This is a genomic window from Bradyrhizobium sp. ISRA442 (assembly GCF_038085055.1).
In the GTDB taxonomy this organism is placed as follows: domain Bacteria; phylum Pseudomonadota; class Alphaproteobacteria; order Rhizobiales; family Xanthobacteraceae; genus Bradyrhizobium.
The window spans coordinates 14,262-32,507 of sequence record NZ_JALGCN010000037.1; the positions used below are offsets into that span (position 1 = coordinate 14,262).

General features: G+C 60.1%; 11 protein-coding genes and 1 pseudogene. 4 read left to right on the top strand and 8 right to left on the bottom strand.

Annotation, left to right across the window (positions count from 1 at the left end):
• Positions 1 to 2: 2 nt before the first annotated feature.
• The 5 genes and pseudogenes from MTR72_RS38495 to MTR72_RS38515 form a co-directional block, all read right to left on the bottom strand.
• Positions 3 to 605: a cytochrome c oxidase subunit 3 gene (locus MTR72_RS38495; RefSeq protein ID WP_280968601.1), complete on the bottom strand. Its 603-nt coding sequence runs from the start codon at positions 603 to 605 to the stop codon at positions 3 to 5.
• Positions 602 to 2,515 (bottom strand): cytochrome c oxidase subunit I, encoded by a 1,914-nt coding sequence (gene ctaD / locus MTR72_RS38500; protein WP_280968602.1) that lies wholly within the window; start codon positions 2,513 to 2,515, stop codon positions 602 to 604. Before ctaD ends, MTR72_RS38495 begins: the two co-directional genes overlap by 4 nt.
• Positions 2,512 to 3,519 (bottom strand): cytochrome c oxidase subunit II, encoded by a 1,008-nt coding sequence (gene coxB, locus MTR72_RS38505; RefSeq protein WP_280968603.1) that lies wholly within the window; start codon positions 3,517 to 3,519, stop codon positions 2,512 to 2,514. Before coxB ends, ctaD begins: the two co-directional genes overlap by 4 nt.
• A complete protein-coding gene (locus MTR72_RS38510) occupies positions 3,516 to 4,073 on the bottom strand; it encodes a c-type cytochrome (RefSeq protein WP_280968604.1) in 558 nt (185 codons plus the stop codon). Before MTR72_RS38510 ends, coxB begins: the two co-directional genes overlap by 4 nt.
• Positions 4,074 to 4,266: 193 nt before the next feature.
• Positions 4,267 to 4,338 (bottom strand): annotated as a pseudogene (locus MTR72_RS38515) (hypothetical protein); the annotation flags it as partial.
• A 697-nt stretch (positions 4,339 to 5,035) separates the two neighbouring features.
• Between MTR72_RS38515 and MTR72_RS38520 the strand changes: the two are divergent.
• From MTR72_RS38520 to MTR72_RS38530, 3 genes are all read left to right on the top strand, one after another.
• Positions 5,036 to 5,323 carry a hypothetical protein gene (locus MTR72_RS38520; RefSeq protein ID WP_280968605.1) on the top strand — a complete coding sequence of 96 codons (288 nt, stop codon included), beginning with the start codon at positions 5,036 to 5,038 and terminating at the stop codon, positions 5,321 to 5,323.
• A 308-nt stretch (positions 5,324 to 5,631) separates the two neighbouring features.
• Positions 5,632 to 5,784 (top strand): hypothetical protein, encoded by a 153-nt coding sequence (locus MTR72_RS38525; RefSeq protein WP_341512208.1) that lies wholly within the window; start codon positions 5,632 to 5,634, stop codon positions 5,782 to 5,784.
• Positions 5,785 to 5,917: 133 nt separating this feature from the next.
• Positions 5,918 to 6,724, top strand: a complete 807-nt coding sequence (locus MTR72_RS38530; RefSeq protein ID WP_280968607.1) for a hypothetical protein — start codon at positions 5,918 to 5,920, stop codon at positions 6,722 to 6,724.
• Between the two features lie 459 nt (positions 6,725 to 7,183).
• On the opposite strand, the gene MTR72_RS38535 is transcribed toward MTR72_RS38530, so the two are convergent.
• From MTR72_RS38535 to MTR72_RS38545, 3 genes are all read right to left on the bottom strand, one after another.
• Entirely contained in the window at positions 7,184 to 8,908 is a 1,725-nt protein-coding gene (locus MTR72_RS38535) for a hypothetical protein (RefSeq protein WP_280968608.1), read from the bottom strand.
• Between the two features lie 165 nt (positions 8,909 to 9,073).
• On the bottom strand, positions 9,074 to 10,735 hold the full coding sequence (locus tag MTR72_RS38540; RefSeq protein WP_341512209.1) for a recombinase family protein: 1,662 nt from the start codon (positions 10,733 to 10,735) through the stop codon (positions 9,074 to 9,076).
• A 1,078-nt stretch (positions 10,736 to 11,813) separates the two neighbouring features.
• On the bottom strand, positions 11,814 to 12,035 hold the full coding sequence (locus MTR72_RS38545; protein ID WP_341512210.1) for a hypothetical protein: 222 nt from the start codon (positions 12,033 to 12,035) through the stop codon (positions 11,814 to 11,816).
• Positions 12,036 to 13,017: 982 nt separating this feature from the next.
• On the opposite strand from MTR72_RS38545, the gene MTR72_RS38550 reads away from it, so the two are divergent.
• Positions 13,018 to 16,122 (top strand): efflux RND transporter permease subunit, encoded by a 3,105-nt coding sequence (locus tag MTR72_RS38550; RefSeq protein WP_280968609.1) that lies wholly within the window; start codon positions 13,018 to 13,020, stop codon positions 16,120 to 16,122.
• Positions 16,123 to 18,246 lie beyond the last annotated feature (2,124 nt).

Consider the following 18,246-nt stretch of genomic DNA (forward strand, 5'->3'; position numbering starts at 1 on the left):
GCTCATAGCCGTGCGAGCCAATAGATGCAGCCATAGATCGGAAGCCAGGTCGCGACGACAAAGTTCCAATACATCGCGCTATCCTGGACGTCGCCGAGCCGCCGCGGATTGCGGCCGTGCCGCGTGAACATCAGCGCCGCGAGAACCAAGGTGTCGACGAGCTCCGTGATGATGTGCGTGGTGTGGAGGCCGAGCAGCGTCCAGACCACCGAGCCGTAGGCGTTGGTATCCCAACTGACCCTGAGCGCCGGGAACTCGAAGACACGCACGACCAGTGGCGCGATGCCGAAGATCGACATGATGACGATACCGGTCCTGACCTTGCGCAGGTCCTGCTGCCCGGCCCAGCGCGAGATCAGGATATTCGGGATGAGGCTGGCCAGGAGGATGAGCGTCAGCAGCGTGCCAGGAAGCAGGTCCGGCGGCGGCGCGTTGATCGGCCAGGTTGCAGCCAGGCTCATCAGATAGAGATAGACGGCGATGACCAGCGCGAAGCCAGTACCTTCGATCAGCATGAACGCGAGGGTGCCCCACCAGGTGACGCTGGCTGTGCCCAGGCCATGGAGCGGCAGCTTGCCGAGATCGAGCATGATCCGCTCCCTCATGCCTCGTCCTCCGGCGTGCCTTTGGGCCAGAACCAGCCGATCAGTGCAATCGCGACGGGGATCGAGCCCCAGACCACGGCCCAGGGCGAGAAGATCGACCAGATCAGCATCACGGTTGTGGCGAGCGCGGCCCAGAGCGGCCAGATCGAATGCTGCGGCGAGGCTTCGCGCACCTGCGGCTCGGAGGTCGCGAGCGAGGTCACAAGCAGTTCGCGGCGATCGCTGCGCAGGCCATCGGCGACGGAGAGCGTGTCGCGGTTTTCCCAGACCGGGTGCAGTCCGCCGACGACCGGGATCAACGCGAAATTGTAACTCGGGGGCGGCGAGGTTGTTGCCCATTCGAGGGTTGGTGCATCCCAGGGATTGTCCGACGCGGTCACGCCACCGCGCAGGCTGCTAATCGCGTTGACGAAGAAGAGCAGGAAGCCGATCGTCAGGAAGATTGCGCTCAGGCTGACAAACAGGTTCAGGCCATGCCACGGCAGGTCAGGCTGATAGGTGTAGATCCGGCGCGGCATGCCTTGAAGGCCGAGGATGTGCATCGGGAAGAAGGTCGCGTTGAAGCCGATGAAGATCAGCCAGAACGACGATCGCCCGAGGCTTTCGCTCATCATCTTCCCAGTAATCTTGGGAAACCAGTAGTGGATCGCACCGAGCAGCGGAAACACAGCGCCGCCAATCAGCACGTAGTGGAAGTGTGCGACGACGAAATAGGTGTCGTGGACCTGTGTGTCGAACGGCACGGAAGCCACCATGACGCCCGTGAGCCCGCCGATCACGAAAGTAACGATGAAGCCGATGATGAAGAGGAGCGGTGCCTTGAACACGGGCTTGCCGTCCCATAGCGTCGCCAGCCAGCAGAACACTTGGATGCTGGCGGGAATGGCGATGGCCATGCTGGATGCAGTGAAAAAGCTGTCGCCGAGCCGCGGCAGCCCGACGACGAACATGTGATGCACCCACAGGCCGAAGGCGAGAATACCGGTCGCGATCAGAGCCATCACCAGGGGGAGGTAGCCGAAGGCTGGCCGCCTCGCGAAGGGCTCGATCATGGTCGAGACCATGCCGGCGGCAGGCAGAAAGATGATGTAGACCTCAGGATGGCCGAAGAACCAGAACAGATGCTGCCAGAGCAGCACGTCGCCCCCTTCGGCCGGATTATAGAAGTGCGTGCCGACGAGCCGGTCCAGGATCAGGCTGCTGCTCGCGACGACGATCGCCGGCATCGCCATGATGACGAGAAATGACGTCACCAGCATCGCCCATACGAATACCGGAATGCGGTCGAGCGTCATGCCCGGCGCACGCTGCTTGAAGATGGTGACGATGAGTTCGACCGCGACGGCGAGCGCAGACAGCTCTGTGAAGGTGATCATCTGCGCCCAGATATCGGCGCGTTTGCCGGCGCCATATTGCGGGCCGGACAGCGGCACATAGGCGAACCAGCCGACATCCGGGGCCATGTCGAGCGCGAAGGCGATCCAGAGCAGCATGCCGCCGGCGAGATAGATCCAGTAGGAGAAGGCGTTGAGCCGCGGAAAGGCGATGTTGCGGGTGCCAACCATCAGCGGGACAAGATAGACCGCGACGGCCTCCATCACCGGGACAGCGAACAGGAACATCATGTTCGCGCCGTGCATGGTGAAGATCTGATTGTAGCGATCAGGCCCGAGCAGGCGCGCTTCGGGTTGCGCGAGCTGGATTCGCATTAGGGCCGCCAATACGCCGCCAAGCGAAAGGAAGATGAATGCCGTGAAGATGTAGCGCCGGCCAATGATCTTGTGATCAACGGTTGCGAGCGCGCCCAAGAAGCCGGACGGTGTCCTCCAAGTCTCGGCGAGCGCGCTGGTCAAGCGCGAACGTTCGAGCTCGATGTCGCGCGCATCGGGCGCCGTCGCGGGACCGCTCATTTGAGGCTCGCCAGATAGGCGGAGACGGCGCGCAGCTCGTCCGGCGTAAGCGGCACCATAGGCATATTGTTGCCGGGCTTGATCGTCTGGGGATCAGCAGTCCAGGCGGAGAGCGAGCCGCGCGTGGTCTCGAACAGCCCGGCTGCGATGGTGCGGCGGCTGCCGACATGGGTCAGGTCGGGTCCCGTGGTGCCGCCCGCCGCGGTACCACGAATGGTGTGGCAGGCCGCGCAGGGTTTTGCCAAGAATGTCTGCAAGCCCGCGGCGATCTCCTCTGCCGCCGGTTGGATCGCGTCCCGCCGCTGCGCATTCGCCCATCTATCGAAATCGTCCTGCGTCTCTACAAATACGAGCAGCGCCATATGAGCGTGCTGCATGCCGCAAAATTCGGCGCATTGACCGCGGTAGACGCCGGCGCGTTCGGCGCGAATTGTCAGCTCGTTCGGGCGACCCGGAATAAGGTCCTGCTTGCCCGCGAGGCTCGGCACCCAGAACGAGTGGATCACGTCGAGCCCTTCGAGCTTGAGACGCACGTTGCGGCCGACGGGAATATGAATTTCGTTCGCGGTTTCGAATCGCTGCGATGGATCGGGGCCGATGTATTCTGCGTCCCACCACCATTGCAGGCCGCGCACCCGGATGGTCAGATCGTCCGGTCCTGCGACGCTGAGCGCGCGCGTCGCGAAGAAGCTCATGATAGTGAAGGTGGAGATCATGAGCACGGTGGCGATGGCAGCGCCGGTGACTGCGATCGTCATACGGCGCTCGTTTTGCGGACCGGGTGACGCCGGGCTGTTGTCGCGATTGCGCCAGAGCGCAGCGATCAATGCGATCATCACGAGCATCCAGACCACGGAGCAGACGGCAACAATCAGGATGATGAGATGTCTCAGGCTGATTGCGGAGACGCCATGCGGTTCGAGCACGGATTGCCAGCCGCCGCATCCAGCGAGCAGTGCCGCAAGCACGGCGCAGTGACAGGCTGTTCGAACGTGCCGGATCACGGCGTCGGCCCCTGATCCGGATGGAGCGGCGTCGGCCCCTGATCGAAGAGGATCTTCGCCGGCGCGCGATTCTCGGCAGGTCGCGTCTGTTTCTCGTCGTTGCGGCTGGGCGCCGCCGTCTTGCCTTCATAGGATCCGATGGTCTGGACATAGCCTGCGAGCCGCCAGATCTCCTCGGTCGTCATCTTGTCGCGAAAGGCCGGCATGCCGTGCGGCCGGCCGTCGCGGATCGAGGCGAAGATCGAAACCATCTCGGGACCGTAGTACCACCAGCCGTCGAGGAAGCCCGGCCCGCTGCCGCCCTTGCCGTCGCCATGGCAGGCCTTGCAGCCAAACCAGGAATACAGCCGCTTGCCTTGGCTGAGATTGTAGGCGTTGACCTCGTAAGGTCGGCCGAGCGCGTAATAGACATTCGGTGGCGCGCCGCTGATGCCGTTCGGCATCAGCGCAATCTTGTCCAGCGCATCCGCGACCGGCGGATCGAGCCGCAATTGCCGTTCTTCGCGCTGGCATCCCGCCAAAGCGGTCGCAAGACCAAGGAGAAGGCCGGTCATCCGCTTCATCTGGTCGTCTAGGGGGCAGGCGAGCTATAAACGTCAATCGACATGTCCGGCCGAAGTTCCTGCCGGCTAATTGACATTGTCGTCCAGCATGTTGCGGAAGGCGGTCGCGACCGCGGCCGTGCCGGTTGCGCATCAGAGCAATCTCGCCTTGCTGCTCATGGCGGATGGCATGCGCCATGATGCGCAGGCGCGGGTCACCCCGGCTGTGCCACATCTGGTCAGCCATTTTCACCGCGCCCTTGTGAAGACGGCTCATCGTCTCGATGAAGACCGCGTCGAAGTGCTCGGGCGGCGCGCTCTTGCGGCATCTCGGCCGGCGTCAGAAAGGCCGGCATGACAGCGCGCTCCTCGGCGCTGCAATCCGGCGTCTCCGTATCGAAACCAGCTCAGCCACCAAGTCTCGAAAAATCCGTTCTTGCCGGTCTGGCTTGCGACCATCAGCATGGCGAGCTTCTGCAAATGCGGTGTGCGCGCTCGGCCGCGATCCGTACAAGCTCGATGCCTTGCGCATGATGTGGGGTCATGTGCCGGATTAGGCTTGGTCCGTGTCCGCTGGGGGAGCGCCAAGGCGCTAACTATCTGCACCGGCTAGACAATCTTCTTTTCGAAGACTTCGCAGGCTCTCGTGAGCCACCTTCAATGTACCCATCCGGTAAAGACCCTGGCTAGATCTGTCGTTTCCGTTTGGTCTGGATCTGGCCGCAAAATGGTTCTGGTGTTCAGTCCGGGGTTAGTGGTTCCCTTGGGGGGTCAGTTTGGGTCAATTCGAGCCGGATAGCTGTGATCGTGTCTCCATCGGGGTCCTTTGAGGTGATCGCGCAAGCGACCCCCGCGGGTTCGGCAGCGTGTTTTCCGAATTGTTCGTCAGGCCGGGAAAGATTGACGTCTATAGGGCCATAAGGACATTGAACCCGTTGCCAAATCTCTATTTTCCAAGCAGGAGATCTATCATTTTGAAGTCGACCCGCGAGAGTCCAAGCGGACCGGGACAGCCGAACGTCAGGCGGCGTGCGGTTCTGGAAACGGCACGGAAACTTGGTCTGCTCGGTAGCGAAAACCGTCGGATAGGCGGCCGCGTTTGCCGAGATCTGGTGGCAGCTGCGAAGAAAAAATCCGGCATAACGTCCGACACCGAGCTTGTCGAGTACGCGCTGGCGGAGGTGGCGCTCGAAGACGACTTCGGCACGAGACTCATCCGTCGCAAAGGTAGAGTCCCGAACGACGTCGATCTCGAGTTTTGATCCGCTCCGTGCGCTGCGGCGGATCAAGCCGCACCGCGACCGCGATTCACCGTCGCCATGCGAGTCGTGGAGACGACGCATCTCTGCGTGCGCCGAACTGCTCTTAGATATGTGCGTCTGCATCGATGTGCTTCGAAGTCGCCCTCGGCGTAGTATCCTGCCTTGCTGGCTGGCCGTGCGATGCAGCGGGGCGCACCTGCGGCCGAGCAGGCAGGGAATAATCGACCGCTGCGGGCGCTAGCCTATTGTTCTCCTCCAGGATGCATGCAGTATCCGGCTTTGGGCAAAATCATTTTCTGGGGGGCACGATGTGGCAGGGCATCCAGCGCCGCTTTTATTCGATGATGTACTATTTCGGTCGGACGCCGCCGACGTCCGCCGAGATTGATGCGGCTTTCGAAAAAATCGAAGCAGAGCGACAGTCTCGGCTGATGATGATCCATGGTGCGATTGCCAGGTGAAGGCAGGCTCCACCACCATTCAATGCAAGACCAGACGGACGTCGGCTTGCGAGGCGATGGGCGAGGTCAGGCGCGACGTGAACGCGATTCCGCACAAGGTGGGCTTCTGCAGAAGTGTGTCGGAGGGGTCGAGATGAGGGAGGCTGTGCGACAATGGAGCGGCTGGCTCTGGATCTCGCTTTCTGGCGTTTTGCTTTCCGGATGTGCGACGGTCGTTCCTAACTTCGATATTCCGGCCGATCAGAACGGACCGACCATCCATTCGATTTCGCGACGGGTGAGCTGCGAACTGGTGCAGTTGATCGAGCGGGGTGACGCGATGTCGGAGACCTTGCTCGGCGACGACATGGTCGTTGCCGTCCAGCTCAATCTGACGGTCAACGATACAGGAGGCCTCAGCCCATCTCTGACTTACGTCAACGCGCCCTTTGCGTTCGGTTTGGGCGGGGCGCTCAGCCAATCGCGCGAGCAAAACTTCACGCAGAAGTACTATTATTCGGTGCGGGCTCTGCGAAAGGAGGCGGCGGAGGTGAGAAAGCTGGGTGGCAATCTGGCGGAATGCTGGCCGACCGATACAAATCTCGCAGGCGAACTCGGTCTCAAACGAACCGTCGAGCTCGCCCTGACTGCGCAGCACGTGGCTTGGGACAAGAAGCTTTCCGACGACGGTGGCGTCTTCGGGGGGTACGTCAATTTCGTCGTCACGAAAAATGTAAATGGTGGTCCGATCTGGACGCTCACCAGTTTCGTCGGACCCGGAAGCACTCTTGGATCGTTCTCGGAGGTCAACACGGACAAGCTGACTTTCGCGTTTGCGCGCGGCGACAAGGCCGGCACGCTGTTCCGGGAGTCCGGTCGGGTGAAGGCGGATCGGCTCATCGAGCAGATCAATATCAATCAGCTGACGACCCAGTTGTCAGGAGTTCGTCCATTGAGATGATCGTGGTGATCGAGATCGAGCGATGAACGACATCTTTTTCACCTCGTTAGGGCCACGCCGAGGATCGCAGATTCGGCGGGTTGCGGGCGGAACGCGCCGCGGCAGAGCGACCGTGGCTGGGAGATCCAGGCGCTCGGGACCGACGCATGGACATCGATCGACCATGCGCCGAAAACCGGCGTGGCGGCGGCATGAGGAGGCTGGCAATCCTGGTCCAGATGGACGAACCGAACTTCAAATCCGATCGTCTCATTCGTCGCGGAGTGGACGGTCCCGGTCCCGCCCGCCGTCGCGGAACACCGGACCTGTATCATAGATTGCGCAGGCTGACATGTGAGATGGGTTACGATTCAAGGTTTTGCTGTGAGTGACATGGAGTTTGCGCCACGGACAACGCGGCGTCTGGCCGATCACAGATCGCCGGGATCCATGGAGCCCGGCCCGATGCCGGCGGTCGGCTCAGGCCTTGCGGAGCAGGTCTCGGCCTTGTTGCCGCTGCCGCCGCTTCGCCGGCGGTGAGGCGGGTTTGCGGCGAGATCTCGCGGCGGTCGTGCCACGATCCTGCGAACCGAGCGAGGGGCGCAGCCGCGCATCAGGGATCCGCGGCAGCTTCGGCTGGGGCCAGTTCAGCTTCTCCTTGTCGTTCTCGTCGACTTCGTGCGGCATGGGCAAGGTGCCTCCGGCCCTGACATAGGCGTCGAGCACGGCGTCGCTCCACAGCTTCATCGCCTGGGTCTTCAAGGGCATCTCTTGGCTGGTGAGGTAGAACTCCCGCGTGACGGCCGACATCTCGTCGTCCGCCTCGTTGCGGTCGCGCGGCAGAACGTGGCCGAGCAGGGCCGACACGGCGGCCCCGGACACCTTGTCGGGTTGCGCCTTCATGAAGTCCGTCGCAATGGTTCTCACGAGGTGCGGCCAGAAGCGCGGCAAGCCTTCGAGATAGTTCTTCGTGCGCTCGCCTTTGCGGGTCTTCTTCCGGCCGCCCATGGCGCGCAGATGTCCGTTGAGGCTGCTCGGAAACAGTCCAGGATCCGAGTTGTCAGGGTGTCCGCGGCGACTCTTCCTGCGCGAGGAGGCAAACAGCCAGCCGCTGATGCTGCGCAGGCCGCGCTTCCTGGTGACGATCACCTCAAAGTCGCGCTGGCAACACCGCACGATGTGAAGCAAGAACGGCGGGATCGGGAGCATGAAGCGGCGCTTGTTCTTGACGCCCTCGGCCGGCCATTCCGCCGTGCCCCATGGTTGAGCGGCCGTGGACAAAGGGTTGAGCGGATCTTGGTACTTCAAGTCGTCGCGCTTGAGCTGGCTGCAGGTAAACTTCCGGTTCAGCGTGAAGATCAGCCACCAGAGGCCGGCCCGGACCGCGGGCGAGACCTTCCGGTTTCCGCTCCGCTCGGCGCAGTACCGTTCGTGGATCACGAGCAGCTTGCCGAGCGCGTCGATCTTGAACGCTTCCCGGGCAGCGTTGAAATCGCGGTCGCGTTGCTCCATCTGCTCGATTTCAGCGGCCGACGGCTGCGGGGGCCTGATCTCCTCCCACCACGGCACGACGCCGACGAGTCCGCTCTCGATGGTTCGTTCGGAACGGGCCCAGGTCAGCGTGGCCCGAACCCAGGCGAGCGTCTTGCAGCAGGCGCCGTGCCCTCGCTCGCGGTGGACGGCATCGAGCAGCTCGATCAGGTCGACGTCGGTCAGATTGGAGAGCCTCTTGGCCCGCCAGGCGGCGAACTGGGGCTTGTCGAAGCAGCCCGCGATGTCCTTCAGGGTGGCTGGCGCCGGCGGCCTGACGCGCTTGCCTTTCTTGCGCTTGACCTGGCGCGAGGCCTGGAATTCGCGGTCAAGGTCGGCCCAGCTCCACCCCTTTGTGTGCGGACGTCTGCCCGATCGCATCGCATAGTAGCGCGCGCCGGCGCTGTCTCGGGCCTTCGTCACAGTGAGATAACTGTCGTCGCCGGGCTCGCGTTTGGCGTTGCCGATCCGCTTCATCTGGCCGTTGACGCGGACGAACCAGCCGACGCGGGACCCGCGCTGGCGCAGGACCAGGTAGCGCAACTGTGTGTCGCAGTAGTCGTAGAACTCATTCGAGTCCTTGGCGCGCGCCGCACGGGCCAGCGCCTCGGCCACGATCTCGGCGGTGATCAGAACCCGCGTCGACTTCTCAGGCGATTTGCGTGAGCGTGACATGGCCCACCTCCGTGGCCCCGTAGCATTATCGTAGCATGGAGGGGCGGCGAGGGGACGGAAAATCGCCCCTGCAAGTGCCTGACCGGGTGGGGGTTTCCCGGGCATTTCGGCCCGGGTCGGCGCAAAAGTCCCGCGCCAAGGACTCAAACCGTTAGAGCACGGGAATCATAATCCTGGGGTCGGGGGTTCGAGTCCCTCCCCCGCTACCACCTTTCCCCACACTCCTTTGACTTGGTTGGGATAGGCCTTTTCCCCGAGCAGGGCATTTAGCCGGCCTGCTATCTCCACGGCTACACCACCTGGGCGCGCTGGATCGCGGAACACAGTGACCGTCTCGACCAGGTCTCTGATGGCTTCGGCGGCCTCTCCGTCGCCTGCACTGGCACCTTTTGCTAGCGCTTCTTCAAGCCGACCGAGTTGCTCCTCGTATCGTTTGAGGATGGCCGGATGCAGCGCGACTTCCTTCGGGGCGAGCGGTTCACTCTGCAACTCCTCGGATATCCGCTTTCGTTCGGCATCCAGTGCGGTTGATCGCGGTCCGAGAACAGACGGATCGCCATGTCCTTTTGCAATCGCATCCACCAGTCGTTCGATTTCCCGGTTTAATTGCCCTAGCTGCTGCTCAAGGCGCTGCCGCTTTGCATTTGATGTAGCTGCGAGGCGCTTCCGCTCCTCTAGATATGTGCGCACGTACTCCGAAAGAACCTTCGGCGCGCGCAATTCGGTCTTTAGCCCGCTGAGGACTGCACTCTCGACCGTGTCTAAATAGAACGTCTTGGCGTCAGGACACATGCCACTTTCGGTGGCCGCCGAGCAGCGAATCCGAACGCGCCCCGATTTGTCCCGTCCATTCGTTGCCATACCCGAGCCGCATGAACCGCAACGGAGTAAGCCAGATAGCATCCGACGGGCCCGACGTTGATGGCTGGGGTGGCCGTGGCTGCGCTCCCCTTTGCGTTGCTGGGCAGCTGTGAACAACTCTGGACTGACAATTGCAAGATGCGGCACTTCAGCAATCTGCCAGTCACTCCTCGGATTCGGTCGTGACAGGCGCTTTCCCGAGTCGGGATCTTTCACCATCCTGACCTTGTTCCAGACGAGGCGCCCCACATAAAGCTCGTTCTGCAGAATTCCGGCGCCACGCTCAACGTTGCCATTGATAGTTGAAGCATTCCATGCGCGCCCTCGCGGAGGTGATACCCTTTCCTTGTTGAGATCGTGTGCGATCTCGCGAGGCGTTCGACCGTCCACGTATTCCTGAAAGATGCGCCGGATCACTTGTGCCTCGGCCTCGAGGACGACCCGTTCGCCGCTTTTTCCGGCAACCGCGGCGTATCCGTATGTCAGGCCACCTCCAGCCAAACCTTGCTTGACCCGCCCTGCTTGGCCACGACGTACCTTGTGAGCGTTGTCTTCACGATAGAGTTGTCCGACCAAGCCGCGAAGGCCGACCAGCACGGTGTTGACAACACCTTCGTGAACCGCCCGGATCTCGATTCCGAGAAAAGACAGCCGCTTATGGATGCCTGCGAGATCTTCCATGTCGCGAGAAAGACGATCGAGCGCTTCGACGATTATTACGTCAAAGGATCTCTCCCGCGCTTGGTCCAACATCCGAAGAAGGCCTTCGCGTCCCATGACTGAGCCACCCGAACGGGCCCGATCCTCATAGGTGCTGATAACGGTTAAGCCTTCCCGTTCGGCATAGCTTTGACAAAGCGAAAGCTGATCTTCAATCGAACGTTCATTCTGAAGATCAGATGAGAATCGAGCATAGATCGTCGCTCTCTTCCTTGTCGTCTCTTCGATTGGCGAGCTCTCTTTCATGATCTTCCCTCGCGGCCACACGAGCAAGTACGCGCGCGAGGCGTAAGATCGCCTTGTCTGGATTCGTCTGCAAGGACAATTTGCGATGTGTGTCCCGCACGATTGAACCTCTAGGCCATTGCGCAGCTCAACGAGGTGCACGCACCAGCGCTGGCGGCAATCGATAAGAGGTGGGGGGAAGTGATCATTTCTAGCATCATGCTCGGATGGTGCCTAAGCGCAACTGTCGCTACGAACTCGTCGTGCAATCGGGTGCCCCGGCGAACAAAAGAGAGGAGCCAACGGCTTCGCTCCCGCCGAAGTGATGCTGTTGGGCGGCACACCCTTTGCATCTGGCGATTACCTGGATCGAAACTGCCGGGCCCGTCACGAGGAGGACTCCAAGTTATCGATTTCGCTGCCAGTTCGTCCTGAATGGAATCCGTAGTTAGCCCGTATGATCGAGGCGGTGTTGGAGGACTCAAGTGTCCCTGGACAGGTGGTCGATCCAGGCGAGCGGGACATGGTCTCGGCGGTTCTGGCGACGACCAGACTGACCAAAGCATGCTTTTTGCCTGTGTGACCGCTATGGCTCCGACCTATGCGCCTGGAGATTGCGTAAAGCCGGCGGAACCGGAGGAGAGCAGGCAGCCTGGCCGCGGAGATCTTGCTCGCTTCGTTGCAAATCAGTCTTTAGACATGGATCCGTCCGAGCGGCGACCCCGTGGTTTCGGTCGGTTCTTCCTGTAGGCGCTGGGCGTCTCCAGCCTCGCCGAGCCGTCGCGCCCGAAGCTTTCGCCTAACCTGGCAGTTCCGCCAGTACGTGATGGAGTCAAGCTCGGATCCGGAACGATACCATGCGGTCCGGTTACAGCTTCCAAACGGCATCTTGCTCTATGGACCGGACCCACGCGGTCGACACGCTCGTCGCCGTCCTCCGGAGACCACTTCAGGTTTGACCTGAGCGAATTCGGAGGCCCCCTTCGCCATCAGACGACTGTTTCGATGAGACTGGCGTCGGACCAAGCGAAGCGCAGCGCGTCGTCGCTGCTGATCTTGGAGCAGATCGATGCCTTTCGCCGGTGCGCGGACCCTTGGCTCACGACCGAAAGGTGGAGGAACTGACGGAGATCCACCGGATGGACAGTACAATCCTCTTGCCCTCGTAGCTGCTGAAGGGATCGCAGGCCACATATGAGTAGCGTCCGAGTAATGAGTGTTTTGCTGCGCTGTCGAGAGCTTGATGTGCGAGACGTCGCATCGCCGTGACCGGCTCGACCAGCGCAATTCGCGGACGTGCATCAGGCTTACGAGCCGACATCCCCCAACGCCGCGAACCGAAGCTCTCGCATTGGTCGTACCCGCTCGATCGATTCTTTGCAAAGATCGTGCGCCCTTATGGGCGAGCTCAGCATCATTCTCGAATTCATCGCAAACAACGGGTCGATGTCATTACCAAGCTGATCGGCCTTGCGGTTGCGCGCGATCTCGAGCCGGCGTGCATGTGGACGCGTAAGAACGGAGAGTCTTGTTCTTGGCTGTGAATAGGACGATGCGGCGAACCATGGCTGGCTATGGCTCGTGTGAGATGAAGGCTGATCGCAGGGCTATCATGGCGAATGCGTAGCCAAACCGTGCGCAGCATATTCAGCTGGAAGAAGTGCTCAAGGCAACTTTTCCGGCAGACCTATCGAGCTGGTAGCAAAGGCCGAACTCCGATCCGACGTTGTTCAGCGGGTTAGCGATGCAATAGGGGGTGCTTGCGGAATATTGTGGGACCGAGAACTTTGCGTCTGGTAACCTCACAAGTTTCGCGCGGCTGCGACCAGCGCCCATTTCGACAAACCTTAGTATAGGTTTTGCAGCCCATACCATATTGCCCAATTACCTTTGTAGGGTTGAGCACTCGTCAGGTTGTTTGTACTTTCGATCGACCCTGATCGATGGGGCGGCGCGAGGCCTGAACTGATGCCTTGCTTGAAGTCGTTGCGTTCCAATCAGGTGTGAAGGCGAACATCCTGAGTCGGACCTTTGGCCGATTGCAAAAGGGCAGGGGCTTTATCTTAAGACACTATTCGAGATCGCGATCAGCGATCAGAACGGCGGAGCCAATATTCATTCGAGCGACGAGGATGGAAAAGCGGAGGATTGGGCGCGTTATGCTCAGGAACGCGTGAGCTCTTAGAGTAGCCGATAACGCTTCCCTCATACTACGGGCTTTAGCGCAGTCGCCGCATTGACGATCATTGCCGTAGCGCAAGTTGCTGGCGAATTTGCATCCCCCTCTTGAAATGCGAGTCGAGATGGCATTTACCGAGCTTTTCATCAAACGTCCGGTATTGTCTATCGTCGTCAGTTGCCTGATCTTACTGATCGGCTTTCGCGCGGCCACCGTACTGCCGATCCGGCAATATCCCAAACTATCTAATACGGTCGTCAATATCACGACTTCCTATCCTGGGGCCTCCGCTGACATGATCCAGGGGTTCATCACCACTCCCCTGGAGCAGGCAGTCGCTTCCGCCGAGGGCGTCGACTACATTAGTTCCTCATCGGTGCTCGGTACCTCCACGATTCAAGTCTACATCAAGCTCAATTTTGATCCCAACGAAGCGCTCACCGAGGTGCTCTCCAAGGTCAACTCAGTCAAATACTTGATCCCGAAGGAATCAAACGATCCGGTCGTCACTAAGTCGACCGGTCAGGCCACCGCTGTCATGTATATCGCCTTTTCCAGCGAGGAACTGGCGGCCAGCGCGATCTCCGACTACCTCTCGCGCGTTGTGCAACCCGTTATGTCAACCGTCGACGGCGTCGCAGCGGCAGACATCCTGGGCGGCCAGAGTTTTGCGATGCGGCTATGGCTCGATACCGCGAAAATGGCAGGGCACGGCGTGTCGCCGGCTGAAGTTTCGGCTGCAATCGCCGCTAACAACTTCCAGGCCGCGGCCGGCCAGACCAAGGGCTATTTCACTATCTCCGATGTCACGGCAAACACGGATCTGCGGAGTGTCGATGACTTCAAGCGCATGATCGTCAAATCCAATGACGGGGGCTTTGTGCGCATGGAGGACATTGCGATAGTCGAGCTTGCCGCGCAGACCACAGACACTAGCGTCGCAATGAACGGCGAGCACGCGGTCTTTATCGGCGTTCGGGCAAGCCCGCAAGGCAATCCGCTAAACATAGCGCGAGGCGTTCGGGCGCTGTTTCCAGAAATGGAGCGTAACCTGCCGCCGTCACTGAAGATGAAAGTGGCCTACGACTCCACCAAATTCATTCAATCGTCGCTCGATGAAGTGGAGAAGACGCTCATCGAGGCCGTAGTGATCGTTGTGGTGGTAATCTTCCTATTCCTGGCCTCGCTGCGGTCGGTCATCATTCCTGTGGTCACTATTCCGTTCTCGCTCGTTGGTGTCTGCAGCATGATGCTGGCGCTGGGGTTTTCATTCAATCTCCTGACTTTCCTTGCGATGGTTCTCGCAATCGGTCTCGTGGTCGATGACGCGATCGTTGTGGTAGAGAACATTCATCGCCATTTAGAAGAAGGTGCGCCGCCTCTACAGGCTGCTATAAGGGGCGCGCGCGAGATCGTCGGCCCTGTTGTCTCCATGACGATTACCTTGGCTGCGGTATATGCCCCAGTCGGGTTTCTCGGCGGCCTCACTGGTGCGCTGTTCCGCGAGTTCGCGTTTACGCTAGCGGGAGCGGTGATCGTGTCGGGCGTGATCGCTTTGACGCTGTCGCCGATGATGTGCTCGGTCTTCCTGAGGCGCGCTGAGGAGGGGCGGTTTGCAAGATTTGTGAACCGCGGCTTCAGCACCATGACACGATGGTACGGCCGCAAGCTCGACCGCTCGCTCGACTATCGTCCGATTACCGGCCTGTTTGCGCTGACCATGCTGGGCCTCGTCGGCTTTCTCTATATGAACACTTCCAAGGAACTCGCACCCGAGGAGGATCAAGGTATCGTATTCGCTCTAACCAAGGCGCCGAGATACGCCAATATCGACTACCTCAACTATTACGGCGCCAAGCTCGAACACGCGTTGCAGAAATTTCCAGAGACTGATTTGAGCTTTGTGCTCAATGGCGTTGGCGGCCAGCAGAGTGGCATGGCCGGAATGTTGCTCAAGGCATGGGACGAGCGCAAGCGATCATCGATCGTGCTAAAGTCCCTTGTCCAGGCCGAGCTGTCCAAAATCGAAGGCATCAACGCGTTTGCCTTTAGCTTGCCGCCACTTCCGGGCGGTTCGGATGGCCTACCAGTGCAAATGGTGATCAATTCGACGCTTGGCTTCCAATCCATCTACGAGCAGATGTCGAAGCTGAAGGAAGCCGCGCGGAAGAGCGGTCTGTTCATGGTGAGCGACTCCGACCTCGAGTTCAACCAGCCGGTGGTACGAATCAAGGTTGATCGATCCAAGGCCAACGAGCTTGGCATCACCATGCAGACCATCGGAAACGCGCTCGCCACCTTACTTGGCGGAAACTACGTCAACCGCTTCAATTTGCAGGGCCGCTCCTACCAGGTGATCCCCCAGGTGCCACGCGAGGAACGCCTGGCGCCGCAAGCAATCGGGAGCTATTATGTGAAGACTGCGGCGGGCTCGATGCTCCCGCTGTCCACCGTAGTCTCCATCGAGACTGCAACCGATCCGAACGCGCTCACCCACTACAACCAGCTCAACTGCGCGACCTTTCAGGCTGTGCCGATGCCCGGCGTCACAATCGGTCAGGCTGTGGACTTCCTGGAAGCGGAGGCGAAGAAACTGCCCGCAGGCTTCAGCCACGACTTCCTTGCCGACGCGCGCCAATATGTGCACGAGGGCAACCAACTGGCCATTGCCTTTGCATTTGCACTTATAATCATATTCTTGGTGCTCGCGGCACAGTTCGAAAGTCTGCGCGATCCCCTCATCATCCTAATCAGCGTGCCGATGGCAATCGTCGGCGCCTTGATCCCGCCATTCTTTGGCTGGGCGACGATGAACATCTACACCCAGATCGGACTGTTGACACTGGTCGGGTTGATTTCCAAGCACGGCATCCTGATGGTTGAATTCGCCAATGAGCTGCAGCTCAAGGAGAGACTTGACCGTCGCTCGGCTATAGAGATGGCGGCGCGTGTCCGACTGCGTCCAATCTTGATGACCACTGCGGCGATGATCACGGGCTTCATACCCTTGATGACCGCAACGGGAGCTGGCGCCGCGAGTCGCTTCTCGATCGGGCTCGTGCTCGTCGCGGGCATGTCTGTGGGCACGCTGTTCACGCTCTTCGTGCTGCCGGCGGTCTATGTCGCGATCGCGTCCGATCATCGTGCCGATGCGAGCTCCGGCCGCGCGAAGATCGCTGCCGAGCTCGACCTCAGCGGCGCTGCTGATGCCCAGATGGCCAAGCAATGATGAAAAAATCAATCCAGGTTCGCTCAGTGTGGTACGCGAAGGAGCCTGCGACCGCTTCACGCTCCCTTACGCATCGAGATCTTCACGCCGGTGGTGCCGAGCTTGGCGACCATCAGGTGCTCGGCGAAGAGCAACGTCGGTGATACGCGGCTGCTAAGGTGAATTGTACCGGACTTCACGGCAGCGGAGCGCGAAAGCTCGACCTCGCCGGGGGGAAGTAGAATTCATACTCTCCTGTAAGAGATGGCGTTGCCACTTATGCCAAGGGCTCTTGAAGGACAGCTATTTGCTTCCGTCTGACGCGCGTCCGCGTTGCTACCTAAAAAGGTAACGCTGGTTTGAACCGCCTTAGGATTGATCGACACGAGTTCAATTCCGTGGACGAACGCGTCGAGGACGGTCGTTGTCATGAACCCCCCGCATACATGACCGACGCACTTACGGCTTTCGACACGAAAAACCATTGATCGACAAACCGAACAACAGACTGACACGTAATGGCTGAGTGATCGTAGTCAGGTACTGGGAAAAGCAGCACCGCTTCTATTGTACGACCGAAGTTGAGAGTAGGACCAACTGCTGAACCTCTGCAGTTGGGGACGGCCACTGCCGTTGTGACGGCGGTGGAGCTGGTAAGCGAATGGTCAGACTCTGCCGCAATCCTGATGACCAATGGCGACGCTGGTTCCCTGACGCGTGACCCGACGCCTCCGGCGTGGGAAACTTAAGGAAATGCCTGGGTTTGAGGCTGCTATGCGGTTCTGGCCGCAACGACGTGTTTTGCGGCCTTTGTAAATGGAGCCATCGACAACGGCTTTTCGTCGCTCACTGTATCCCTTCCGCTGGTGTTCTACATCAATCGGATTCTCAACTCCGCCATTGTGATCATTGCTTCCCGTTTACGTCCTCCTCGTCAATCTGAAGGCGTGCCGATGGTTGGAGACGAGTGTTTCCCATGTTGCCTGTCTTGCCAGGCGTTGCGCCCGGCGGCCATGCCTTGACCTCGCTCCAGCCGGACTGGATCAAATTCGCCACCTACACGATCATTTTGCCCGGTGATCCTGCTGCAAGCTGCGGGTTGACGCCGCCCTATCGAAGCAAGTTGGCTGATCCGCCTGCCATTCGGGTGGATGCTGGGTGTCCTCTCGTTCGGTGACGACTACCTCCGGGCCGTCCGTTAGCGATGCGGTTTGACAATCAGGGCCTGGTTAAACACGAATTTCGCGCCGGCCTAGCCCTGGTTCGCGTGGCGGAATCCAGCGTGACCGCCTTCGTCTATTATCACCTCGGCTTGTTCCCGAATGCGGCAGCTCGCTCTATGTTTTTATACGTAGTGTCACGCTCGACATCGTGCTGGGGTCATACCGCATGCGCCAGCTTGATCCGGACATATTTTGACGCATCTGCATGAGCTTTGATGCGGGCGTCGGTTCACTGGTGCTGATCGAGCTCGATCTAGTGCAGAGCGCCTGGGCTTTTAACGTGAGGGGGCGGCGATACTGATGGATCTGTGCCTGCTACACTTGCTCCTTACCACCCAAAGTCCGATTTGGTCATCGCGACGGTCTCGGCGAACTGGGAAGATAAGCGCTTGAACGATGCCGGCGGGCACCTCGGTATCGAATGCGCGCGCGCAGTGGACCTAAGCGACGCCGCCCTCTTCCGCGGCGCTAATAATGGCATAGAAATCTGGTTGATTGCTCCAAGACAGCCCAGCGCACCGGCGCCCGGAATTCGGGATCCCAGGACAGCCCTAAACTTTTGAAATTGTCGCCAAGTCACTCGCCGCAGCTGTGGTTGCCGCGGCAAGCGCTAGTTCAGACAAACGGATGACTCGAGACACGGCACAGCGAGCGCGGCGCAGGGAGCTTTCTGGCCGCCGGAAACCAGGAATAATTCAATATAAAGGTATCGGGCCACATTGACGGCTTGCGCGTGATAACGGTCTTGTATTGATCTCGTGAGTCAGCGCCGTTACTTGCGATGAGAACTCCCGATTTTGCAAAAGCTGTCGGAAAACCTAGAGCGGTGTTCGCGCCAAGTACACAGTGGCGTCGGGGGTGCCGTTGGCTTTGCAGGGTTTGTAGGCTTTGCGACAAAGCCATAGTGAGCGTTGCGCCTCCG